Origin of the sequence: Pseudoxanthomonas daejeonensis (assembly GCF_022637495.1) — a bacterium.
Classification (GTDB): domain Bacteria; phylum Pseudomonadota; class Gammaproteobacteria; order Xanthomonadales; family Xanthomonadaceae; genus Pseudoxanthomonas; species Pseudoxanthomonas daejeonensis.
In genome coordinates this window covers 161,505-184,423 of sequence record NZ_CP093331.1, presented here as the reverse complement: position 1 = coordinate 184,423, position 22,919 = coordinate 161,505, and the positions used below count along the sequence as shown (strand labels likewise).

21 protein-coding genes are annotated in these 22,919 nt (G+C 69.6%); 14 read left to right on the top strand and 7 right to left on the bottom strand.

What is annotated here, in order from left to right; genetic code table 11:
• The first annotated feature begins 114 nt into the window (after positions 1–114).
• The 8 genes from lepA to MNQ95_RS00840 all read left to right on the top strand — a co-directional run bounded on the left by lepA (position 115) and on the right by MNQ95_RS00840 (position 7,177).
• Positions 115–1,908 (top strand): translation elongation factor 4, encoded by a 1,794-nt coding sequence (lepA, locus tag MNQ95_RS00875; protein ID WP_241954455.1) that lies wholly within the window; start codon positions 115–117, stop codon positions 1,906–1,908.
• A gap of 87 nt (positions 1,909–1,995) precedes the next feature.
• Positions 1,996–2,796 (top strand): signal peptidase I, encoded by an 801-nt coding sequence (gene lepB, locus MNQ95_RS00870; protein WP_162409048.1) that lies wholly within the window; start codon positions 1,996–1,998, stop codon positions 2,794–2,796.
• A gap of 75 nt (positions 2,797–2,871) precedes the next feature.
• On the top strand, positions 2,872–3,252 hold the full coding sequence (locus MNQ95_RS00865; RefSeq protein WP_162409050.1) for a DUF4845 domain-containing protein: 381 nt from the start codon (positions 2,872–2,874) through the stop codon (positions 3,250–3,252).
• Positions 3,236–3,931, top strand: a complete 696-nt coding sequence (gene rnc, locus MNQ95_RS00860; protein WP_162409052.1) for a ribonuclease III — start codon at positions 3,236–3,238, stop codon at positions 3,929–3,931. The genes MNQ95_RS00865 and rnc overlap by 17 nt, the downstream gene beginning before the upstream one ends.
• A gap of 26 nt (positions 3,932–3,957) precedes the next feature.
• Positions 3,958–4,881 (top strand): GTPase Era, encoded by a 924-nt coding sequence (gene era / locus MNQ95_RS00855; RefSeq protein WP_238390285.1) that lies wholly within the window; start codon positions 3,958–3,960, stop codon positions 4,879–4,881.
• Positions 4,882–4,908: 27 nt separating this feature from the next.
• Complete coding sequence (gene recO / locus MNQ95_RS00850; protein WP_241953528.1) at positions 4,909–5,640, top strand: DNA repair protein RecO; 732 nt, start codon at positions 4,909–4,911, stop codon at positions 5,638–5,640.
• Positions 5,641–5,678: 38 nt separating this feature from the next.
• Positions 5,679–6,290: a GNAT family N-acetyltransferase gene (locus MNQ95_RS00845; RefSeq protein ID WP_241953527.1), complete on the top strand. Its 612-nt coding sequence runs from the start codon at positions 5,679–5,681 to the stop codon at positions 6,288–6,290.
• Positions 6,287–7,177: a carbon-nitrogen hydrolase family protein gene (locus MNQ95_RS00840; RefSeq protein ID WP_241953526.1), complete on the top strand. Its 891-nt coding sequence runs from the start codon at positions 6,287–6,289 to the stop codon at positions 7,175–7,177. Before MNQ95_RS00845 ends, MNQ95_RS00840 begins: the two co-directional genes overlap by 4 nt.
• A 67-nt stretch (positions 7,178–7,244) precedes the next feature.
• Here the strand turns inward: MNQ95_RS00840 and MNQ95_RS00835 are convergent, their stop codons facing one another.
• The 4 genes from MNQ95_RS00835 to queG all read right to left on the bottom strand — a co-directional run bounded on the left by MNQ95_RS00835 (position 7,245) and on the right by queG (position 11,652).
• Positions 7,245–7,826 carry a phosphatase PAP2 family protein gene (locus MNQ95_RS00835; protein WP_425605690.1) on the bottom strand — a complete coding sequence of 194 codons (582 nt, stop codon included), beginning with the start codon at positions 7,824–7,826 and terminating at the stop codon, positions 7,245–7,247.
• Entirely contained in the window at positions 7,807–8,964 is a 1,158-nt protein-coding gene (locus MNQ95_RS00830; RefSeq protein WP_241953525.1) for a glycosyltransferase family 4 protein, read from the bottom strand. Before MNQ95_RS00830 ends, MNQ95_RS00835 begins: the two co-directional genes overlap by 20 nt.
• Positions 8,965–9,081: 117 nt before the next feature.
• Positions 9,082–10,437, bottom strand: a complete 1,356-nt coding sequence (xseA, locus tag MNQ95_RS00825; protein WP_162409066.1) for an exodeoxyribonuclease VII large subunit — start codon at positions 10,435–10,437, stop codon at positions 9,082–9,084.
• Between the two features lie 126 nt (positions 10,438–10,563).
• Positions 10,564–11,652, bottom strand: coding sequence for a tRNA epoxyqueuosine(34) reductase QueG (gene queG / locus MNQ95_RS00820; RefSeq protein ID WP_162409068.1), 1,089 nt, complete (start codon positions 11,650–11,652; stop codon positions 10,564–10,566).
• A gap of 102 nt (positions 11,653–11,754) precedes the next feature.
• On the opposite strand from queG, the gene MNQ95_RS00815 reads away from it, so the two are divergent.
• The 6 genes from MNQ95_RS00815 (at position 11,755) to MNQ95_RS00790 (ending at position 19,178) form a co-directional block, all read left to right on the top strand.
• Positions 11,755–13,251, top strand: coding sequence for an NAD(P)H-hydrate dehydratase (locus tag MNQ95_RS00815; RefSeq protein WP_241953524.1), 1,497 nt, complete (start codon positions 11,755–11,757; stop codon positions 13,249–13,251).
• On the top strand, positions 13,248–13,727 hold the full coding sequence (tsaE, locus tag MNQ95_RS00810; protein WP_162409072.1) for a tRNA (adenosine(37)-N6)-threonylcarbamoyltransferase complex ATPase subunit type 1 TsaE: 480 nt from the start codon (positions 13,248–13,250) through the stop codon (positions 13,725–13,727). Before MNQ95_RS00815 ends, tsaE begins: the two co-directional genes overlap by 4 nt.
• Before the next feature lie 81 nt (positions 13,728–13,808).
• Positions 13,809–15,368: an N-acetylmuramoyl-L-alanine amidase gene (locus MNQ95_RS00805; protein WP_241953523.1), complete on the top strand. Its 1,560-nt coding sequence runs from the start codon at positions 13,809–13,811 to the stop codon at positions 15,366–15,368.
• Between the two features lie 88 nt (positions 15,369–15,456).
• Positions 15,457–17,277: a DNA mismatch repair endonuclease MutL gene (gene mutL, locus MNQ95_RS00800; RefSeq protein WP_241953522.1), complete on the top strand. Its 1,821-nt coding sequence runs from the start codon at positions 15,457–15,459 to the stop codon at positions 17,275–17,277.
• Positions 17,274–18,236, top strand: a complete 963-nt coding sequence (locus MNQ95_RS00795) for a DUF1684 domain-containing protein (RefSeq protein ID WP_425605689.1) — start codon at positions 17,274–17,276, stop codon at positions 18,234–18,236. Before mutL ends, MNQ95_RS00795 begins: the two co-directional genes overlap by 4 nt.
• 33 nt (positions 18,237–18,269) lie before the next feature.
• Positions 18,270–19,178: a TraB/GumN family protein gene (locus tag MNQ95_RS00790; RefSeq protein WP_241953521.1), complete on the top strand. Its 909-nt coding sequence runs from the start codon at positions 18,270–18,272 to the stop codon at positions 19,176–19,178.
• 159 nt (positions 19,179–19,337) lie between these two features.
• On the opposite strand, the gene rnfB is transcribed toward MNQ95_RS00790, so the two are convergent.
• The 3 genes from rnfB to metG all read right to left on the bottom strand — a co-directional run bounded on the left by rnfB (position 19,338) and on the right by metG (position 22,717).
• Positions 19,338–19,763: an Rnf electron transport complex subunit RnfB gene (gene rnfB, locus MNQ95_RS00785; RefSeq protein WP_241953520.1), complete on the bottom strand. Its 426-nt coding sequence runs from the start codon at positions 19,761–19,763 to the stop codon at positions 19,338–19,340.
• Positions 19,764–19,790: 27 nt separating this feature from the next.
• A complete protein-coding gene (locus tag MNQ95_RS00780) occupies positions 19,791–20,381 on the bottom strand; it encodes an HAD-IB family hydrolase (protein WP_241953519.1) in 591 nt (196 codons plus the stop codon).
• A 215-nt stretch (positions 20,382–20,596) separates the two neighbouring features.
• Positions 20,597–22,717, bottom strand: a complete 2,121-nt coding sequence (gene metG, locus MNQ95_RS00775; protein WP_241953518.1) for a methionine--tRNA ligase — start codon at positions 22,715–22,717, stop codon at positions 20,597–20,599.
• Between the last annotated feature and the right edge of the window lie 202 nt (positions 22,718–22,919).

Below are 22,919 nucleotides of genomic sequence, written 5' to 3'. Positions count from 1 at the left end.
TGGCGCGAGGCGGCCCCGCGTGAGGGGTCCGGGTCCGGAGGCGGCCCGGCGTGCGATAATCCGACGTTGTCCGACGACGGCGCAGACCGCCGCCCCCACATGTCTTCCGATTCCATGCGGTTCATCCGCAACTTCTCCATCATCGCCCACGTCGACCACGGCAAGTCGACGCTCGCCGACCGCATCATCCAATTGTGCGGCGGGCTGGAAGCGCGCGAGATGGAAGCGCAGGTGCTCGACTCCAACCCGATCGAGCGCGAACGCGGCATCACCATCAAGGCCCAGTCCGTGTCGCTGCCGTACAAGGCGAAGGACGGCAATACCTATTTCCTGAACTTCATCGACACCCCCGGCCACGTCGACTTCTCCTACGAAGTCAGCCGTTCGCTGGCGGCCTGCGAAGGCGCCTTGCTGGTGGTCGACGCGGCCCAGGGCGTGGAGGCGCAGTCGGTGGCCAACTGCTACACCGCGGTGGAGCAGGGCCTGGAAGTGGTGCCGGTGCTCAACAAGATCGACCTGCCGACCGCCGACATCGACCGGGCCAAGGCCGAGATCGAGGCGGTGATCGGCATCGACGCCGGCGACGCGGTCGCGGTCAGCGCCAAGACCGGCCTGAACGTGGGCGACGTGCTGGAGGCGATCGTGCATCGCATCCCGCCGCCGGTGCCGCGCGACACCGACAAGCTGCAGGCGCTGATCATCGATTCCTGGTTCGACAACTACCTGGGCGTGGTCTCGCTGGTCCGCGTGATGCAGGGCGAGATCAAGCCGGGCAGCAAGATCCTGGTGATGTCCACCGGCCGCACCCACCTGGTCGACAAGGTCGGCGTGTTCACCCCCAAGCGCAAGGAGACCGCCAAGCTGGGCGCGGGCGAAGTGGGCTGGATCAACGCCTCGATCAAGGACGTGCACGGCGCGCCGGTCGGCGACACCCTGACCCTGGCCGGCGATCCGGCGCTCAAGCCATTGCCCGGTTTCCAGGAAATGCAGCCGCGCGTGTTCGCCGGCCTGTTCCCGGTCAATGCCGAGGACTACCCGGCGCTGCGCGAGGCGCTGGAGAAGCTGCGCCTCAACGACGCCGCACTGCGCTTCGAGCCGGAAAGCTCGGAGGCGATGGGCTTCGGTTTCCGCTGCGGCTTCCTGGGCATGCTGCACATGGAAATCGTGCAGGAGCGCCTGGAGCGCGAATACGACCTGGACCTGATCTCCACCGCGCCGACGGTGGTGTACGAAGTGCTGCGCACCGATGGCACGGTCATGTCACTGGACAACCCGGCCAAGCTGCCGCAGGCCAACCTGATCGAGGAAGTGCGCGAGCCCATCATTCGCGCCAACATCCTCACGCCCGAGGCCTACATCGGCAACATCATCAAGCTGTGCGAGGAAAAGCGCGGCATGCAGATCAGCATCACCTACATGGCCAGCCAGGTGCAGATCAGCTACGAGCTGCCGATGGCCGAGGTGGTGCTGGACTTCTTCGACAAGCTCAAGTCGGTCAGCCGCGGCTACGCCTCGCTGGACTACCACTTCCTGCGCTTCCAGGAAGGCCCGTTCGTGCGCCTGGACACGCTGATCAACGGCGACCGCGTCGATGCGCTGTCGCTGATCGTGCACCGCAGCCACGCCGACCGGCGCGGCCGCGAGCTGACCGAGAAGATGCGCGAACTGATTCCGAGGCAGATGTTCGACGTGGCGATCCAGGCCGCGGTCGGCTCGCAGATCATCGCCCGGTCCACGGTCAAGGCGATGCGCAAGAACGTGCTGGCCAAGTGCTATGGCGGCGACATCAGCCGCAAGAAGAAGCTCCTGGAGAAGCAGAAGGAGGGCAAGAAGCGGATGAAGCAGGTCGGCCGCGTCGAGATCCCGCAGGAGGCGTTCCTCGCCGTGCTGCAGGTGGACAGCAAGTAATCCGGGCGCGGCCATGTGGCCGGTACCGGCCCGCGTTCGCGCTCCCACTCCCGTTCAGGTTTTGCGTTCCATCGCCAAGGACTACGAATGAAATGGTTTGAGCTCGGACTGGTCGTGTTGACCTTCGCCACCGGCCTGATCTGGCTGGTCGACCGGCTGTTCTTCGCCAAGCGCCGTGCCGCCGCCGGCGGACTGCTGGACGAGGAGCCGGTGATCGTCGACTACTCGCGCGCGTTCTTCCCGGTGCTGGCGCTGGTGCTGGTGCTGCGCAGCTTCGTCGCCGAGCCTTACAAGATCCCGTCCAGCTCGATGATGCCCAACCTGCTGATCGGCGACTTCATCCTGGTCAACAAGTTCACCTATGGCCTGCGCCTGCCGGTGAACAACCACAAGTTTCTGGCCCTGGGCGAGCCGGCACGCGGCGACGTGGTGGTGTTCAAGCCGCCGCACGCGCCCGACCAGAACTGGATCAAGCGCGTGATCGGGCTGCCCGGGGACCGCATCGGCTTCCACGGCGACACCCTGTACATCAACGGCGAGGCGGTGCAGTACGAGAACCTGGGCGAGTTCATCGGCCAGGGCCGCGGCGCGGAGATGACCGGCGCCAGCCTGCTGCTGGAGAAGCTGCCCGGGCGCGAGCATCAGGTGCTGGAATGGCTGGACCGCGCCAACCCGGCCGGGCAGGGCGAGTGGACGGTGCCGGCGGGCCAGTATTTCGTAATGGGCGACAATCGTGATAATAGCGAGGACAGCCGGTTCTGGACCCAGACCCATTTCCTGCCCGAGGAGAACCTGCGGGGCAGGGCGTTCCTGATCTGGCTGAATTGCGAGGGGTGGTTCTGCAAGGGGAGTTTCGATCCTTCGCGGATCGGGACGGCGATCAAGTAACGCGGCGCCGGATCCAGATACAACGGCATGTTCGTCCGGCGTGCGTGCACGCATCCAAGCTCAAGGGGAATGGCAATGAAGCGCAAGCAAAGCGGGCTCAGCCTGTTGGGGTTCCTGGTGGTGCTGGCCGTGGTCGGTTTCGCCGCCTACATCGGCATGAAGCTGTTCCCGATGTACCAGGAGTACTACTCGGTGCAGTCGGCGATGAAGGGCCTGGCCAACGAGCCGGGCGTGGCGGACATGGATCCGCACAAGGTCCAGGACCTGTTCTTCCGCCGCCTGTACATCAACTACTCCGAGAACGTGAAGCCGCAGAACGTGAAGTTCGAGCGCACCGAGGGCGGCTGGCGGATGCGGGTGAACTACGAGGTGCGTCGTCCGCTGGTCGGCAACCTCGACGTGGTCGGCCGCTTCGACAGGACCCAGGACCTGACCCGGCATGGTGGTGGGGACTGATCGCACCGTTATCCGCGACCGGATCGGCCACGTTTTCGCCGATCCGTCGCTGCTGGAGCAGGCGCTGACCCACCGCAGCGCCGGCACCCCGCATAACGAGCGCCTGGAATTCCTCGGCGACGGGGTGGTCAACCTGTTCGCGGCCGAGGCGCTGTACCTGCGCTGGCCGACCGCCGACGAGGGCGTGCTGACCCGGGCGCGGGCCGAACTGGTCCGCGAGGCCTCGCTGGCCACCATCGCCCGGCAACTGGAGCTGGGCGAACGCCTGACCCTGGGGCCGGGTGAACTGAAGTCCGGCGGCTTCCGCCGCGATTCGATCCTGGCCGACGCGCTCGAAGCGGTCGTCGCGGCGATCTACCTGGATGCCGGGTACGAGGCCTGCCGGCGCGTGGTGCTTCCCTGGTTCGAGCAGTCGCTGGCCGCCTTGCCGGTCGGAAGGCCGGAAAAGGACGCCAAGACCCGCCTGCAGGAATGGCTGCAGGCCCGGCAGCGTCCATTGCCGGCATATGAACTGGTTTCCGAGAGCGGCGAGGAGCACGCCAAGGTCTTCCTCTGCAGGTGTAACCTGAGCGAACCCCCGGTGAGTGCCGAGGGAGAGGGCACCTCGCGCCGGCTGGCCGAACAGGCGGCGGCGGCGGCGGTGCTGGAACGGCTGGAGCCCTCGCTCCGGCATCCATGAGCGGTTCTCTCCAGCCTAAGTTCAAAGTGAATTCCGAACACACCCAAGACACCCACCACTGCGGCAGCGTCGCGGTGATCGGCCGGCCCAACGTCGGCAAGTCCACCCTGGTCAACGCGCTGGTCGGCGCCAAGGTCAGCATCGTTTCCAATCGCCCGCAGACCACCCGGCACCGGTTGCTGGGCATCGCCACGGTCGAGGGCGGCCAGCTGCTGCTGGTCGACACGCCCGGGCTGCATCGCGGCGAAGGCCGGTTCAAGGCCTCGGCGATGAGCCGGGTGATGAACCGCACCGCCCGTGGCGCGGTCGAGGACGTCGATGCCGCGCTGATGGTGGTCGAGGCCGGTCGCTGGGACGACGAGGACACCCTCGTGTTCAACGTGCTGCGCCAGGGCGGCATCCCGGTGGTGCTGGCGGTGAACAAGGTCGACCGGATGAAGGACAAGAGCGCGTTGCTGCCGTTCCTGGCCAAGGTCAGCGAAGGCCGCGACTTCGCCGCGATCCATCCGGTGTCGGCGCTCAAGCGCAAGGGCCTGGAGCAGTTGCTGGCCGACCTGCTGAAGCTGGTTCCCGAGGCGCCGCCGGCGTACGAGGAAGACGAGATCACCGACCGCAGCCAGCGTTTCCTGGCCGGCGAGCTGGTCCGCGAGCAGCTGATGCGCCAGCTCGGCGACGAGCTTCCGTACGCGACCACGGTGGAGATCGAGCGCTTCGCCGAGGATGGCGAACTGCTGCGCATCGGTGCGGTGGTCTGGGTCGAGCGCGAAGGCCAGAAGCCGATCGTGATCGGCAAGGGCGGCACGCGCCTGCGCGACATCGGCAGCAAGGCGCGGCAGCAGATGGAACGCCTGTTCGGCCGCAAGGTGTTCCTGGAAACCTGGGTGCGCGTACGCGAAGGCTGGTCCGACGACGAGGCGGCGCTGAAAGCCTTCGGCTACGGCGACAACTGACGCGGCGGTGGCGGCGCGGTTGCAGCCATGAGGATCGAGGGCGAGACCGGCTTCGTCCTGCATTCGCGGCCATGGCGCGAAACCAGCCTTCTGGTGGAAGTTCTCAGCGCCGGCCACGGCCGGCTGGGGCTGGTGGCCCGCGGCGTGGCTTCGCCCAAGCGGCACGTGTTGCGTGCCGCGCTGCAGCCCCTGCAGCACATCCGTTTCGATGCGGTGCTGGTGGGTGAGCTCGCCCAGTTGCGCGCCGCCGAAGCCCTGGACGCCGCACCACAGCTGGGTGGAGACGCGCTGCTGGCGGCGTTCTACCTCAACGAACTGGTGCTGCGCCTGGCGCCACGCCAGGACCCGTTGCCCGAGCTGGATATCGCCTATGCCGTGACGCGCGAGCGCCTGCGCGCCGGCGAGCCACTGGCCTGGACCCTGCGTCGGTTCGAACGCGACCTGCTCGGTGCGCTGGGCGTGGGCTTCGAGCTGCATTGCGATGGGGATGGCGAGGCGGTGGACCCGGCCGCGCGCTACCGGCTCGATCCCGAGCACGGCCCGCGACGGCTGCTCAGTGATCGGGGCCAGGCCGAGCGCAATGCCGCCGCCACCGGTCGCGCCCTGCTGGCCCTGGCCGCCGACGCTCGACCGGAGGCGGCCGATCTTTCCAGCCTGCGCCTGCCGCTGCGCGCGGTGCTCGCGCACCACCTGGGGGCGCGTGGATTGAAGTCGTGGGAGATGGCGGCCTCGCTAGGCAGGCTGGTGGTATCGCGCTGATCGCGGTTACGGCGCCGCGTGCCGGCTAGAATCCGGGCATGCCGACCCAGCCTGAAATCCGCCGTTTCCGCGGCGCGGAAATAGCCCCCTGGCTCGACCACGTCGCGCGCCTGCGCATCGCCGTGTTCCGCGACTGGCCCTATCTCTACGACGGCGACCGCGACGATCCCTACGAACGCGAATACCTCGCCGCCTACGTCGCTTCGCCCGACAGCGTGCTGGTGCTGGCCCTGGATGGCGGGCGCGTGGTCGGCGCGGCCACCGGCCTGCCGCTGGCGCACGATCCCGATGCGTTCTCCGCGCCGCTGCGCAAGGCCGGCCTGCCGGTGCCGCAGGTGTTCTATTTCGGCGAGTCGGTGCTGCTGCCGGGCTACCGCGGACTGGGCGTGGGCCACACGTTCTTCGACGAACGCGAAGCGCACGTCCGCGAGCTGGATCGCTTCCGCTGGACCGCGTTCTGCTCGGTGGATCGCGATCCGGGAGATCCACGCCGGCCGCCGGACTACCGCTCCAACGATTCGTTCTGGCACCGGCGCGGCTACACGCGACTGCCCGGGATGACCGCACACTTGCCCTGGAACGAGATCGGCAAGGGCGAGGTGCAGCATCCCCTGACGTTCTGGCTGCACGACTGGAGAGCAGGGCGATGAGGGTGGCCGCCTGCAAGTACCGGGTCGGCCAGCCCGGCGATTTCGACGCTTTCGCGCGCACGCAACGCGACCTGCTGCGCGCGGCCGCATCGCGGGGCGCGCGGATCGCCGTGCTGCCGGAATACCTTTCGCTGGAGCTGGCCGCGAACTTCCCGGCCGACGTGCACGGCGACCTGGTGGCCTCCCTGGCGGCGATCCAGGCCCTGCGCGCGCCGTGGCTGGCGCTCTTTTCGGCCCTCGCACGCGAGACAGGCATGCACGTGGTCGCCGGCACGTTCCTGCTGGCGCAAGGCAACGGCCGTTGCCGCAATCGATGCGACGTGTTCGCGCCGGACGGCACCCACCTGTGGCAGGACAAGCTGCAACTCACGGGTTTCGAGAAGGCCACCGGCGTGATCGAGGGCGGCGATGCGCTCAAGGTGACGGAGATCGAGGGCATCCGTGCCGGCGCAGCCATCTGCTACGACAGCGAATTCCCCTTGCCCGTGCGCGCCCAGTACGAGGCCGGCGCGCGGCTGCTGCTCGTACCCAGTTGCACCGACACCGACGCCGGCGCCACGCGGGTGCAGGTCGGCTGCCTTGCGCGGGCGCTGGAGAACAGGATGTTCGTGGCCCGGGCGGTCACCGCGGGGCAGGCGCCGTGGAGCCCGGCGCTGGACGACAATACCGGCGAAGCCACGTTGTACGCGCCGATGGACGCGGGCTTCCCGGCCGATGGCATCCTGGCCCGCACGCGCGACGACGACGTGTGGGCCATCGCGGACCTGGATTTCGGATTGCTCGAAGGCACGCGCGGTCGCGCGCAGGTGGCCAACGACCGCGATTGGTCGGGGCAGAACATGCCGGCACTGGCCCGGGCGCGTGTCGAAGGATTCAAGTCGTACTAGGTGCGGCCTTATAGCGCTCGCGCGGCGAACGTCGGCCGGATCCGTGGATGCGATCCAGCAGCCAGGCCTACAGCAGCGAACCCAGCCACAGCGACGCACCGGCCAGCAGCGATCCGATCGCGGTCGCCGCCAGCACGTCGCTCGGATAGTGCAGGCCCAGCACCACCCGCGATACCGCCACCGAGGCGGTGAACGGAACCAGCACCGTCGCCAGCCAAGGGTAATAAGCCAGCGCGACCCCGCTGAATGTCACCGCGTGCAAGGTGTGCCCGGACGGGAAGCTGAACTCGTCCAGCGGCGCGACCCAGGCCTGGATGCGGCCATCCGCGGCGAACGGCCGCGGTCGCCGCGTCCAGCGTTTGAGCCGCCGGTACAGGGTGAGCGCGACCACGCCGGTAAGGGCCAGGTGCAGCGAGGCGGCCAGCCCGGCCAGTCCGTCCGCGACCACGAGCACGGCCATCAGCGTGTACCAGAACACGCCGTCGCCCAGCCGGCTGATCGTGGCGAAGTAACGACGCACCACGCCGCGCGCGCCCCAGCGGTTGGCGCGCACGCACCAGCCGCGATCACGGGCGCGCAGGAGCGCGGTGGGCCGGCGGCGGGGGGCTGGAAATGGCGCGTGGGTACGCTCAGGCGGCGACAGCGGCATGGTTTTCTCCACGGCGGGCCAGCCCCGCCAGCAGCGCATCGAAATCCGCGGCGACCTGCTCCGGCCTCAGGCGCAGCATCGCCGCGCGCGCGGCCTGGCCCATCGCGCGCAGGGCGGCATCGTCATCGGCCAGGCGCACGGCGCCGGCAATGAAGTCCTCATCGCGCGCCACCACGGCGCCATGCACGCCATCGCACAGGTGCTCGCGCGCGGCGCCGCTGTCGAACGCGACGGTCGGCACGCCACTGGCCATCGCTTCCAGGGTCACGTTGCCGAAGGTCTCGCTGCGGCTGGGAAACAGGAACAGGTCACCGCTGGCGAAGTGGCGGGCCAGGTCGGTCCCGCGTTGCACGCCGCAGAAGACGAAGTCGGGGTTGGCCCGGGCCAGCGCCTCGCGCGCCGGTCCGTCGCCGACCCAGACCATGCGCGCCTGCGGCCGTTGCTGCTGGATTGCCCGGAAAGCGCGCACGGCCAGGTCCAGGTTCTTCTCCGGGGCGATCCGGCCGACATGGATCACCACCAGCGTATCCGCGCCGGCGCCCCACGAGGCGCGCAGCATGTCGCTCCGCCGTGCGGGCGACAGCAGCGAGGCATCGACCGCGCGTGCCAGCCGCACGACGCGCTCGAATCCACTCGCACGCAGGAAATCCTGCAGTTCGGTGGTCGGGACCAGGGTCGCGTCGGCGCGGTTGTGGAAGCGCCGCATCCACGCCAGCGCCATGCCCTCCAGCCAGGGCATGCCGTAGTCGCGCATGTAATGGTCGAAGCGGGTGTGGAACCCCGAAGCGACCGGCATGCCCAGTCGCGCGGCCGCGCGCAACGCCGACCATCCGAGGGGACCCTCGGTGGCGACGTAGATCGCGTCGGGCGGCGAATGCTTCCAGTGGCGCACCAGGGTGCGCGTCGCTGGCAGGCCGAAACGCAGGCCGGGATAACCCGGCAGCGCGGCGCCGCGCAGCAGCAGGGTCGCGATCGTGCCATCGCGCTCCGCATCGTCGAGCGGATCGGCGGGCTGGCGCGGCCGCACCACCTCGACCGCGTGGCCGCGCGCGCGCAGGCCATGGGCCAGGCCCTGCACGGTCAGGGCGACGCCGTTGACCTCCGGCGGCCATGTCTCGGTGACGAGGGCGTAGCGCATGCGTGGCGGCTCCCGGTTTTCGGCAGCGTGCGCCGCATCCGTGCACCGGCGGTTACCGGAAGGTGACCGCGCCATGACCGTGGGGTCGGCGCGACGGATTGCAGGAGTTGCGTTGCGTCAGCGCTCGGGATCGGCTGCTGTCACGCCCGTCACCGAAAGCGCGATCACGCCGTCGCGGACGCGCGCCTGCAGGCGGTCACCGGGCGCAGCCTGCGCCGCCGACTGGACCAGGCGCCCGTCGTCGGCGCGGGTGAGGATCGAATAGCCTCGCGCCACCGTCGCCAGCGGACTGCAGGCCTCCAGCGAGCGGGCAAGTGCGCGCAGCTGCAGCGCATCGCGTTGCAGGACGCGGGCCACGGCTGCCTGCGGGCGCGCCTGCAGGCGCTGCAGGCGTGCCTGCAGCTGGGCCAGGCGGCGCGAGGGATGGTGCGCGCGCAGGACCGCATCGGCGTGCCGCAACCGGGCCTGCCGCTGCTGAAGCTGCTCGCGCCACAAGGCCTGCAGCCGGCGCAGCGACTCGGCATGGCGCTGCCGCAGCAGGCGCAGCCGGGCCTGCGGGGATTGCGCCTGCAGGCGCAGGACGGCGCGATCGGCGCGCTGCATCGCCTGGCGCAGGCGTTGCCGCTGCACGCCCAGCAGCCGCGCGTGCAGCGCACGCAACCGTCCCTGCAGGTCGCGCTGGTCTGGAACCAGCAGCTCGGCGGCGACCGAAGGCGTCGGTGCGCGCACGTCCGCGGCGAAATCGGCCAGGGTGAAGTCGGTCTCGTGGCCGACCGCCGACACCACCGGCACCGGCGAGGCCGCGATCGCGCGGACCAGGCGTTCGTCGTTGAACGCCCACAGGTCTTCCAGCGATCCGCCGCCGCGCGCCAGCAGCACCGCGTCGTACCGGCCACTGGCGCCGGCGCGGCGCAACAGGTCGGTGATCTGCGCTGCGGCGCTCTCGCCCTGGACCAGGCTGGGCAGGATCTCCACGTCCAGCAGCGGCATGCGCCGCGCCAGCACGCTGAGCACGTCGCGCACGGCCGCACCGGTGGGCGAGGTGATCACCGCCAGCCGGCGCACGTAGGCGGGTAGCGCACGCTTGCGCGCGGCATCGAACAGCCCTTCCGCTTCAAGCCGGGACTTCAGCTCGTCGAAGGCACGGCGCAGCGCGCCTTCGCCGGCTTCCTCCATGTGGTCGAGCACGAGCTGGTAATCGCCGCGCGCCTCGTAGAGGGTGAGCCGGCCGCGGCCAAGCACCTTCAGGCCTTCGCGCGGTACGAACTTCAGCCACTGGCTCTTGGGCTTGAACATCGCGCAGCGCACCTGCGCGCGCGCGTCCTTCAGGGTGAAGTACAGGTGCCCTGAACCGGGGCGGGTGATGTTGCCCAGCTCTCCTTCGACCCAGACCAGCGGAAATGCGCTTTCCAGCAGGTCGCGCGCCAGCGTGTTGAGCTGGCTCGGGGTCAGGACGGGATTCTGCTGGGACATCGGGCTCGCGTGGCGCGGCGGGACAGGATAGCGCGGAGGAGCAGGTCGCGCCGGAGCCGTGCTGGCACCGGGCGAAGTTCGTCCCGCGGTAGTCGATCCGGTTATCCCGTGAAGAGCAGGCGCCCGCTACGACGCGTCGTGCCGCGCCAGCGCCCACTGCACGTGTTCGCGGACCAGTGCCGACGCGTGCTCGCGTCGCGACTCGAGCGCCGCCAGGGTTGCGGGCGTCGTCGGTGCATTGCCCAGCGCCACGGCGATATTGCGCAGCCAGCGCTCATGGCCGCTGCGACGGATCGGACTGCCCTCGGTGCGCTGCAGGAACTCCGGTTCGTCCCAAGCGAACAGCTGCGGCAGGGTCGCCGTGTCCAGGTCGTTGCGCGCGCGGAAGTCGGGTTCGTCGCTGCGCCTGGCGAACTTGTTCCAGGGGCAGACCAGCTGGCAATCGTCGCAACCGAAGATCCGGTTGCCGATCGCCGGGCGCAGGTCCTCGGGGATGGCGCCTTCGTGCTCGATGGTCAGGTAGGAGATGCAACGCCGTGCGTCCAGCCGGTACGGGGCGACGATGGCCTGGGTCGGGCAGATGTCGATGCAACGGGTGCAGGTACCGCAGTGCGCGCTCGCCGGTGCGTCCACCGGCAACGGCAGGTCTACGTAGATTTCGCCGAGGAAGAACCACGAGCCGCCGTCGCGGTCGATCAGGCAGGTGTGCTTGCCGATCCAGCCCAGCCCGGCATTGCGTGCCAGCGCGCGTTCCAGCACGGGTGCGGAATCGACAAAGACGCGGTGGCCGAACGGGCCGATCTCCTGCTGGATGCGCTCGGCCAGCTTCTGCAGGCGGTTGCGCATCAGCTTGTGGTAGTCGCGGCCCAGCGCGTAGCGGGCCACGTAGGCGCGCCCGCTGTCGGCGAGCGTATCCCACGCCTCCTCGCCGTCGTTGCGGCCGTAATCCAGGCCGACCGAAATCACCCGCAACGTGCCCGGAATCAATTCGCCCGGCCGCGAGCGCTTGTCGCCATGCGCGGCCATCCAGTCCATGGTTCCGTACAGGCCATGGGCGAGCCAGTCGCGCAGGTGCGCTTCGTCCTCGCCCAGTTCGATGCCGGCGATGCCGCAACGCTGGAAGCCGAACTCGCCAGCCAGTTCGCGCACGCGCCGTGCCGCCGCGAACGGATCGGCGGGGGAGGCGGGCGCGGCGTCGGATGGTGCCAGGGGCATGGCCGAATTATAGGGATTGGCTCCGCCAGGCATGGGCGATCCGCCGTCGCCGTGACGACGGTGCCGCCGGCCGGGACGCAGGCGAGCGGCTAGAATCGCCCGATGCCCGCCATGCCCGTCCTCCACGATTCGACTGCCGCCCGCAAGATCGATCGCCAGGCGACCCTGGCGCTGGGGGGCGATGGCTACGTGCTGATGCAGCGCGCCGGCATGGCCGCCTGGCGCGTCCTGCTGCAGCGCTGGCCGCAGGCTCAGCGCGTGCTGGTGGCTTGTGGCAGCGGCAACAACGGGGGCGACGGTTACGTGCTGGCGCGGCTCGCATTGCAGTCGGGTCGCAGGGTGCGCGTGGTCCATCCGGCCGACGGCGGTCCGCGCACGCCGCTGGCCCAGCGCGCCTGCACCGAGTACGTGGCGATTGGTGGCCACGTCGATGTGTTCCCGGCAGGGCTGGACGACGCCGACGTGATCGTCGATGCGCTGTTCGGCATCGGCCTGGCGCAGGCACCCCGCGACGGCACGGCGGCGCTGATCCAGGCGCTCAACGACACGGGAGCGCCGGTCTTCTCGCTCGACGTGCCCAGCGGCATCGACGCCGACCGTGGCAGTGCGCCCGGCGCGGCGATCCACGCGCAGTGCACGCTGCAGTTCATCGTCGCCCATGCCGGTCTGCATACCGGTGCGGCGCTGGACCACGCCGGCGAACTGCTGCTCGATCCGCTCGAGGTCGATGCGACGCGGTACGAAGGCTCGGCGCCCGCTGCCGCTGCGTTGCTGGCCGCGCCAGCCTTGCGCGCATGGCTGCCTCGGCGTCGTCGCGATACCCACAAGGGCCAGTCCGGCCGCGTGCTGTGCGTCGGTGGCGATCATGGCGGCGGCGGTGCGATCGTGCTCTGCGCCGAGGCTTCATTGCGGGGTGGTGCCGGCCTGGCCAGCGTCGCCACCCGTGCCGGGCACGTGCCGGCGATCGTGGCGCGATGCCCGGAGGTGATGGCGCGTGCCGTCGAAGGCACCGGCGAATTCGCACCCATGCTCGAAGCGGCCGGCGTGGTCGCCTGCGGTCCCGGGCTTGGCCAGGATGAGTGGGGCGGCGCGCTGTTCCGGCGCGTGCTCGCAAGTGGACGTCCACTGGTGCTCGACGCCGATGCGCTCAACCTGCTCGCGACCGCGTCGCGCGCGTTGCCGGTGCCGGCCGATGCCATCCTCACCCCGCACCCGGGCGAAGCGGCGCGCCTGCTCGGCACCGATACCTCCACTGTCCAGCGGGATCGTTTCGCCGCACTCGCGCGCCTTGTCGAGCGCTACGCCTGCACCGTGGTGCTGAAAGGCGCAGGCACGCTGGTCGGTGCGCCCGGCCAGGTTCCCTGCGTGCTGGCTGCGGGCAATCCCGGCATGGCCACCGGCGGCATGGGCGACCTGCTGACCGGGACGATCGCGGCGATGCGCGCGCAGGGCCTGCCCGCTTTCGAGGCGGCCTGTGCGGGTGCGTTGCTGCACGGCCTCGCGGGCGATGCCGCGGCCGCGCACGGCGGGCAACGCGGGCTGATGCCATCGGACCTGCTGCCATGGCTGCGGCATTTCGCAAATCCGGGGGACGAATGATGCGATTCGGACTGGTCGACGCCGATGCCACGGCGGTGCTCGGGCGAGCACTCGCCAGCACGCGCCCGCCCGTTGCGGTGGTGCACCTGCATGGCGACCTGGGCGCCGGCAAGTCCACGCTGGCGCGCGCGCTGCTTCGCGAACTCGGGGTGCACGGACCGATCCGCAGCCCGACCTATACGCTGGTCGAGCGTTATCCGGTCCCGGGCGGGGAGGCGTGGCATCTGGACCTGTACCGGATCGGTGACGCGGGCGAGCTCGATTTCCTCGGCCTGGACGGGGACGAAGCCACCCTGTGGCTGGTCGAATGGCCCGAGCGGGGCGCGGCGGCGCTGCCGCTGGCCGACCTCCACGTGCATCTGGCGATGGACGGGGCCGGGCGGAGTGCAAGGCTGGAGGCCGGGACCCTCGCGGGCGGTGGTTGGCTGGCCTCCGTCGCCGAAACCGGTCGGTTGCAGGGCCTTTCTGTCGAGTGACCCTAGGAAGGTAGTCCAGGTCCCGGATTATTAAGGGAAAAGGGCTTGCAATCCTTGGAGCATGGTGCTTGAATCCCGGCCATGCGCCAAGGGATAGACCGGTTCGGACGGTGGACGGTGGGCTTCGTGCTCGCCGCGCTGTCGTTTGCCGGCACCGTCCAGGCTGGCCAGGTCAGTGCGGTGGCGCTGGAGCAGGGCGCCACCGGCACCCGCGCCGAGGTCCAGCTGCAGGGCGCCGGCCAGTACAAGACCCTCTCGCTCGCCGGACCGCACCGGCTCGTGCTTGACCTTCCCGATTCCCAGGCCGCGCGCGGGCTGAAGCTGCCGGCGCCGGCCGGCGTGGTCACGTCCGTGCGTACCGGCCAGCCCGTGCCGGGCACGCTGCGCATCGTGTTCGAACTCGCCGCGCCAGTGGCTGCCCTGCCGCTGCGCATGGAGCCCTCCAGCGGCGGTGCGCGCCTGTTGATCGAGTGGCCCGGCGATAGTCCGGTGGTTGCCGCGACCCCCGCGCCGGTCCCGGTCACTCCGGTCCCGACGCCGACGTCCGTGCCGGCGACTGGCGCCCCCGCGGTCGCCACGGCTCCGGCCCAGGATCCGCGCGAGGAAGCCGCCCGTGCCACGGCGCTGCTGACGGCACAGGTCGCCCAGGCCCTCAACCGCCCGGCAGACACTTCCCCCGCTCCGACGCCGGCAACGGTTCCGGCCGCATCGCCGCAGGCGATCCTCGAGGGGCGCGCAACAACCGCTGCCCCCGGGATGAGCACGCCGGCCGTGGCCAGCATGAGCACGGTGACCGTGCCCGCTCCGGTGGTGGCCACGCCCGCGCCGGTGACGTCCGGCCCCGTCGCCCCGCTGCCGCGTCCGTCGATTTCCGCCGCCGGCATGCGCACGCTGGTGGTGGCCATCGACGCTGGCCACGGTGGCCAGGATCCAGGCGCGATCGGACCCACCGGGAAGCGCGAGAAGGACGTCACCCTGGCGATGGCCCGCGAACTGGCGCGCCAGGTCAATGCGATCCCGGGCCTGAAGGCATTCCTGGTGCGCGAATCGGATGTGTTCATCCCACTGCCGATGCGCGCCCAGCGCGCGCGCGCGGCGAAGGCCGACATCTTCGTTTCCCTGCACGCCGATGCCGCGGAGAACCGCAGTGCGCGCGGCTCGTCGGTCTACGTGCTGTCGACCAAGGGTGCATCCTCGCAACGTGCGCGCTGGCTGGCCGACAAGGAGAACGCGGCCGACCTGGTCGGCGGCGTGCGCCTGCAGCAGACCGAAAACGTGCTGGCCAGCGTGCTGCTGGACCTGGCCCAGAGCGGCCACATGCGCGCTTCCGAGGACGCGGCCAACCACGTGCTGGGCGGACTCAAGCGGGTCGGCAACAACCACAAGCCCAACATCGAGCGCGCCAACTTCGCCGTGCTGCGCACCTCGGACATGCCGGCGATGCTGGTGGAGACGGCCTTCATCTCCAACGCCGAGGAAGAGAAGCGCCTGATCGACCCCGCCTACCAGCGCAAGGTCGCCAGCGCCGTGGTCGACGGAATCAATACCTACTTCACCCGCCAGCCACCGCCGGGCACGTTGTTCGCCGCGCGTGCCGAGGCCGAGAGCCTGGCGATGGCCGGTGCGGGCGGCACGCCCTGACATTTCCGCCGCCGCCGGGCGCGAGCGGCGCCGCCAGCGGCTATCATCGACACCTGTCTTCCGAACCGGCGCACGACGCCGCGACGCCGTGCCGATCCGACCGCTTCCGGACACCCTGATCAACCAGATCGCCGCAGGCGAAGTCGTCGAGCGGCCCGCTTCGGTGGTCAAGGAGCTGGTCGAGAACGCGCTCGATGCCGGCGCACGCCGGGTCGACATCGACCTGGAGGAGGGCGGCATCCGCCTGATCCGGATCCGCGACGACGGCGGCGGCATCGCGCCGGAGGAACTGCCGCTGGCGGTGTCGCGCCACGCGACCAGCAAGATCGCCTCGCTCGACGACCTGGAAGCGGTGGCCACGCTGGGCTTCCGCGGTGAGGCGCTGCCGTCGATCGCTTCGGTGAGCCGCTTCCTGCTGGCTTCACGCCGTCCGGACGACGAGCACGGGGCAAGCTTGCAGGTCGATGGCGGACGCGTCGGCGAGATCACGCCCAGGGCGCATGCCCAAGGCACCACGGTGGAAGTGCGCGACCTGTTCTTCAACGTGCCCGCGCGCCGCAAGTTCCTGCGCGCCGAGCGCACCGAACTGGGCCACATCGAGGAATGGCTGCGCTCGCTGGCACTCGCGCGGCCGGACGTGGAACTGCGGGTGAGCCACAACGGCAAGCCGTCGCGGCGCTACCGGGCCGGCGACATCGAAGCGGCCGCGCGCCTGGGCGAGACCCTGGGCGAGGACTTCGCGCGCAGTGCGTTGCGCATCGACCACAGCGGCGCCGGTTTGCGCCTGCACGGCTGGATCGCGCAGCCGCACTATTCGCGCGCCAGCGCCGACCAGCAGTACCTCTACGTCAATGGCCGCTCCGTGCGTGACCGCAGCGTCGCCCATGCGGTGAAGATGGCCTACCAGGACGTCCTGTTCCATGGCCGCCAGCCGGCGTACGTGCTGTTCCTCGAACTCGATCCGGTGCGGGTGGACGTCAACGTGCATCCGGCCAAGCACGAGGTCCGTTTCCGCGACGCGCGGCTGATCCACGATTTCGTCTATCGCACATTGCAGGAGGCGCTGTCGCATACGCGCGCCGGCATGGATGCGGCCGTGGTGGCCGCACCCGCGGCGGGCACGGCATCCTTCGCCGGCAATGCCGCCACGACATCGTCCTGGACGCCGGTTGCGCAGCCGCTGGGCCTGCGCGTGGACGAAGCCGTCGGCGCCTATGCGTCGCTCTATGCACAGCCGGCCACGACGCTTGCCGATGCGATGCAAGCCGGCACTGTGCAGCCGATGCCGCAGCACGGCACCGCGTTGCCCGAGGGCAACGGCCAGGTGCCACCCCTCGGGTATGCGATTGCGCAGCTGCACGGCATCTACATCCTGGCCGAGAACGCCGACGGCCTGGTGGTGGTCGACATGCATGCCGCACACGAACGCATCGGCTACGAGCGGCTTAAGAACGCGCACGATGGCATCGGCCTGCGCGCGCAGCCGCTGCTGGTGCCTTTGATGCTGGCCGTCGGCGAACGCGAGGCCGACGTGGCCGAGCGCGAGGCGCAGACCCTGGCCGACCTGGGCTTCGACGTCACCCGCAGCGGGCCGCAGGCGCTGAGCGTGCGCAGCGTGCCTGCATTGCTCGGGCATGCCGAACCTGAGGCGCTGCTGCGCGACGTGCTTGCCGACCTGCGCGAACACGGTGCCAGCCGTCGCGTCGCCGCGGCGCGCGACGAACTGCTGTCGACGATGGCCTGCCATGGTGCGGTCCGTGCGAACCGGCGCTTGACCCTGCCGGAAATGAACGGCCTGCTGCGCGACATGGAAGCCACCGAACGTTCGGGGCAATGCAACCACGGCCGCCCGACCTGGGCGCGCTTCAGTCTGGGGGAGATCGATCGATGGTTCCTGAGGGGAAGATGAGGATTGCACGTGTCGCCGGCATCGCCATGGGGATGGCTTCGCTGGCGGGAATGCTGGTCGCATGCGGCGGGCTGGGCGGGGGCGGCGAAGAAAAGAAGGCTTCCGCCCCCAAGGTCGACCAGGCGTTCATGGCCGAGCAGCAGGCCTGGCGCAACCAGCGCCTGGAAGACCTGTTGCGGCCCGACGGCTGGACCAGCCTGGTCGGGCTGCACTGGCTGGAACTGAAGGCCCACTACGTCGGCAGCGGCGCGCGCATCGGCAACGGCGTGCGCTTCGCTTTCGGCCCCGAGAAGATGGGCATGATTTCGCGCGATGGCGCGGGCGGCTGGTCGTTCACGCCGGAAAGCGGCGTCGCGCTCACGCTCAACGGCGAACCGCTCAAGGGGCGCGTGGCGCTGCACAGCGACCAGGATCCCGAGCCGGCCGTAATCGGATTCGACGAGGGCAAGGGGCAGCTGACCCTGCTCCGGCGAGGCGACCGCGACGCGTTGCGGGTCAAGTACGCCGACGCACCCACGCGCCTGCAGTTTGCCGGCCTGAAGTACTGGGCGCCCGATCCCTCATGGCGTATCGAGGGCCGCTTCATCCCGCACACGCCCGGCAAGACCTTGCCGATCGGCGACATCGTCGGCACGCAGAGCGATTCGCCCAATCCGGGCCTGGTCGAGTTCGAGCGCGATGGCGTCACCTATCGCCTGGAGGCGCTGGGCGAGGCGGGGCGCGAGCTGTTCTTCGTGCTCGCCGACCGCACCAGCGGGCATGGCAGCTACCCGGCCGGTCGTTTCCTCGAAGCCGCATGGCCCGGCGAGGGCGGCAAGGTGGTGCTGGATTTCAACCGCGCCTACAACCCGCCGTGTGCGTTCACCCTGTTCGCCACCTGTCCCTTGCCGCCGCCTGAAAATCGCCTGGACGTGGCGATCGACGCGGGCGAGAAGACCTATGTGTCGCCGGTGCACTGAGCTGCCGGCGTCCGGCGCACTCTCAAGGAAGACATGATGATCCGTGCTCTGCGCCACCTTGCCACCGCTTTGGTTGTCCTTGCCGCGGCCACCTTGCCGGCGCAGGCGGAGCCGCCGGTACCGCTGTTGTGGAAGGTGTCCGATGCCGACAACGCGATCTACCTGCTCGGTTCGTTCCACCTGCTGACCCCGGCCGACTATCCCCTGGCCGCGGACGTGGACGCGGCGTACGCGGACGCCGAGGCGCTGGTGTTCGAACTGTCGCCTGAAGAGGTCGCATCGCCGGCATTGCCGGCGCAGATGGCGCGGGCGGCGATGCGTACCCGGCCCGGCACCCTGCAGGACGACCTGGGGCCCGGGCAGTGGGCGCGGCTGGAGGCCTACGCGAAAGCCAACAACCTGCCGCTGCAGCAGCTGGCGGCGTTCGAGCCCTGGTTCATCGGGCTGACGGTGAGCCTGATGGAAATGGGCAAGATGGGGCTGGATCCTGCACTGGGGCTGGACCGGCACTTCATGGACGCCGCCGCCAGCGCGCGCAAGCCGACCGCTGGACTGGAGCGCGCTGACGAGCAGATCGCGGTGCTGGCCGGAATGAGCCTACCCGAGCAGAAGCAGATGCTGGCCGAAGCGCTGCAGCAGGCTGAGGAAGGTCCGGAAAAATACCGCGACCTGCACCAGGCCTGGCGCGCAGGCGATGCGGAGCGGATGTGGAAGGAAATGGCCGCCGAGATGAAGCGCGACTATCCCGCGCTGTACCGGCGGATCAATGTCGAGCGCAACGACGCGTGGCTGCCCAGGCTGGAACAGCGCCTGGCACAGAAGGACGATGACACCTTGGTCGTGGTCGGCGCGCTGCACCTGCTCGGCGAGGACGGTGTGGTCGAGAAGCTGCGTGCCAAGGGCTACAAGGTCGAGCGGATCTGCTCGGCCTGCACGCGCTGATCGGCGTCGCCCGCCGGCCCATGCCTTCGCATGAGCGGGCATGCCTGTGAGACCGACGACGCCTCTCTTGTAGGAGCGGGCACGACCGCGACACCGACGCCCCGGATATCGACATCGCCATCGTGATCGCAACACGCGCCCACGAACCGAAATCCACATCTAGGCGTGCGCTACAGGCTCCATCACGATGCAATCGACCGGGCACGCCGGCACGCACAGCTCGCAACCCGTGCACAGCGGATCGATCACCACGTGCATGAGCTTGGAGGCGCCGATGATCGCATCGACCGGACAGGCCTGGATGCACTTGGTGCAGCCGATGCAGTCGGCCTCCACCACGACCGCCACCTGCGCCGGCTTGTGCGTGCCACGGCCGCGGTCGTACGGCACGGGCGTTACGTCGAGCAGCAGGGCAAGTGCGCGTGCGCCCGCGTCGCCCCCGGGCGGGCAATGGTCCGGACCCGCCTCGCCACGCGCCATCGCCTCGGCATACGGCCGGCACCCCGGATAGCCGCACTGGCCGCATTGGGTCTGCGGCAGCAGGCGGTCGAGGTGTTCGCTGAGGTCGGGGGCGTGGTCGGGCATCGGTTCGTTGCGGTTTGGCCAGCCGTGTCAGGCGACGCGGCGGCCGCGGTACCAGCGCTCGTGCGCGAGGGCCAGCATCGGCTGGTCCTCGCGGCTGTCGCCGTAGGCGTGGATGCGCGCGTAGGCGTGCACATCGTAGCGCGCGCGGATGTCGGCGGCCTTGTGCCCGCCACGGTCGCCGCCGAGGTAGCGGCCCGTGAGGCGTCCGTCGATTGCCTCCAGTCGATTGCAGACCAGTTCCAGGCCGTGGCGATCGCACCAGGGTTGCAGGTACGCATCCAGCGAGCCTGAGACCAGCACCACGGTATCGCCGCGATCGCGGTGCCAGTCCAGGCGCTGCATCATTTCCGGCCGCAACAGGGCGGGTAGCTGTTCGGCGGCGTAGCGGGCGCCTGCTTCGGCCACTTGCTGCGGATCGCGCCCGCTGAACACGACGCGGGTCACCCGCGTGCGCAGCGCCGCGGCTGATACCACGCCCAGCCGGTAGCCGGCCAGCCACGGACCGATGCTCCACTTCGACGCAGTGAGCTGCTGCGGCGTTGCCAGGCTGCGAAGGAAGCGCGCATAGGTGTCGCAGGTGGTGACGGTGTGGTCGAAGTCGACGAGCGCGAGATCCATCGGGTCACTGTGGCGACGGCGGTGGCGGAAGATTGGCAAAACAGCACGTTGACGGGGACTGTGTGCGTCGTCGCGGCAGCGTTGCCGCTCCCGCTGTCGTCCATGTCTCCTGATGCCGGCCTGCGGCCGGCATCTCCTCCTTTACTTCCCGTCAGCGGGAGCAGCAACGCTGCTTCAGGCGGAGTCGGCCGGAAGCGGCATTCTCCCGAAGCGGGTCAGCGTACCGGCATGCCGGGCTGCGCACCGGTGTCGGCGTCCAGCAGCGCGAGCGCGCCGCCGTCGAAACCGGCGGACAGGATCATGCCTTCGCTGATCCCGAAACGCATCTTGCGCGGCGCGAGGTTGGCGATGAACACCACGCTGCGGCCGACGAGCTTCTCCGGCTCACCATAGCTGGCGCGGATGCCGGAGAAGATCTGGCGCTTGCCCAGGTCACCGGCGTCGAGCAGGAAGCGCAGCAGCTTGTCGGAGCCCTCGACGAAGCCGCATTCGAGCACCGTGCCGATGCGCAGGTCGAGCTTGGCGAAATCCTCGATGCCGATGTTCGGCGCAGCAGCGTTGTCGGCCACCGGTGCGGCGGGCTTCGATTCCACCTTCTTCTCGATCGTCGGTGCGACGGGGGCGGCAGCGGCGAGGGTGTCCCTGGAGGCTTCGGTCATGGCGGCGATGAGTTTGGTGTCGATACGGGTGAACAGGGGCTGGTACGCGGCGAGGGTGCGGTCTTCGAGTTCGACGCGCTGCCCCAGTGCGAGCGTCACGCCGAGATACTGCTCGGCCTTGGTGGCGGTGGCCGGCAGGATCGGCTTGAGCAAGCCGGCGATGTCGGCGAATGCCTGCAGCGCGGTGGTGAGCACCAGGTGCAGGTCATTGCGGCGGGCCGGATCCTTGGCCAGCGCCCATGGTGCGGTCCTGGCGATGTATTCGTTGGCCACGTCGGCTGCGGCCATGGCGTGGCGCGCGACGGCCGCGAAGTTGTTCTTCTCGTACTGGTCCGCGCCGAGCTGCAGGCCGGCCAGGATGTTCGCCAGCAAGTCACGTGATTCCTGCAGCCAGCCCTCCGTGAACGCGTCGGCTTCGCCCGCCTGACCGGAGAAACGGTACAGCGTGTTGCCGAAGTGGGTCTCCAGTAGCTTCGCGCAGCGGCTTGCCAGGTTCACGAACTTCCCGACCAGGTCGCTGTTCACGCGCGCCACGAAGTCGCCCAGGTTCAGGTCCAGGTCGTCGACGCCGCCCGAGGACTTGCAGGCGTAGTAGTAACGCAACGCCTCCGGTTCCAGGCCCGCGTCCAGGTAGGTGCGGGCCATGATGAAGGTACCGCGCGACTTGGACATCTTGGCGCCGTCCACGGTCAGGTAGCCGTTGACGTGCAGCCGGGTGGGTGCGCGGAACCCGACGCCTTCCAGGACGGCCGGCCAGAACAGGCCGTGGAAATTGACGATGTCCTTGCCGATGAAATGGTGCAGTTCGGTGGGGTTGGGCGCGGCGTCGGTGCCCTTGCGCAGGAATGCTTCGAAGTCGTGGCCCTTCTCCGCGCACAGGTTGCGGAAACTGGACAGGTAGCCGATCGGCGCATCCAGCCAGACATAGAAGTACTTGCCCGGCTGGCCGGGGATCTGGAAACCGAAGTAGGGTGCGTCGCGGGAGATGTCCCAGGCGCGCAAGCCACCCTCGGCGTCCAGCCACTCCATCAGCTTGGCCTTCACTCCCGGCAGGGCCACGTCGCCGGCCAGCCACTGCCGCAGGAAGCCCTCGAACCGGCCGACCTCGAAGAAGAAATGCTCGGAGTCGCGCATTTCCGGCGTGGCGCCGGACAGCACCGACTTCGGGTCCTTCAGGTCGGTCGGCGCGTAGGTCGCGCCGCAGACTTCGCAGTTGTCGCCGTACTGGTCGGCCGTGCCGCAGTTGGGGCAGGTGCCCTTGATGTAGCGGTCAGGCAGGAACATGCCCTTGGCCGGATCGTAGAACTGCGCGATCGAGCGCCGGCCGATGTGGCCGCCGGCTTCAAGGCGCGAGTAGAGCAGTTCGGTCAGCTCGCGGTTGGCCGTCGAGTTGGTCGAGTCGTAGTGGTCGAATGCGACCCCGAAACCAAGGAAGTCACGCTCATGGCTGGCCTGCATGCCGGCGATGAAGGCCTCGGGGGTGACCCCGGCCTTTTCCGCGGCGAGCATGATCGGCGTGCCATGGGTGTCGTCGGCGCAGACGTAATGCACCGTATCGCCGCGCATGCGTCGCGCCCGGACCCAGATGTCGGCCTGGATGTAGCCGACCAGGTGGCCCAGGTGCAGCGGGCCGTTGGCGTAGGGCAGGGCGTTGGTGACGAGCGCGGAGCGGGTCATGGTCGGCTTGGATCCAGGGGCCGGCGATTATCGCACGCTGCCGGAGCGGGCCCGCTCCGGCACGCGATTCCTGATGGGCGCCTGCGTGGCCGGGAAGGCTGCAGCGAGGCCCTGCCCACCCCTCGGGTGCGAATACCGCCCGGCATCGGCCGGTGGCCGCTGCCTCCTTGTTGATTTCGCGTCCAAAGGGTGCGGCGCCGGG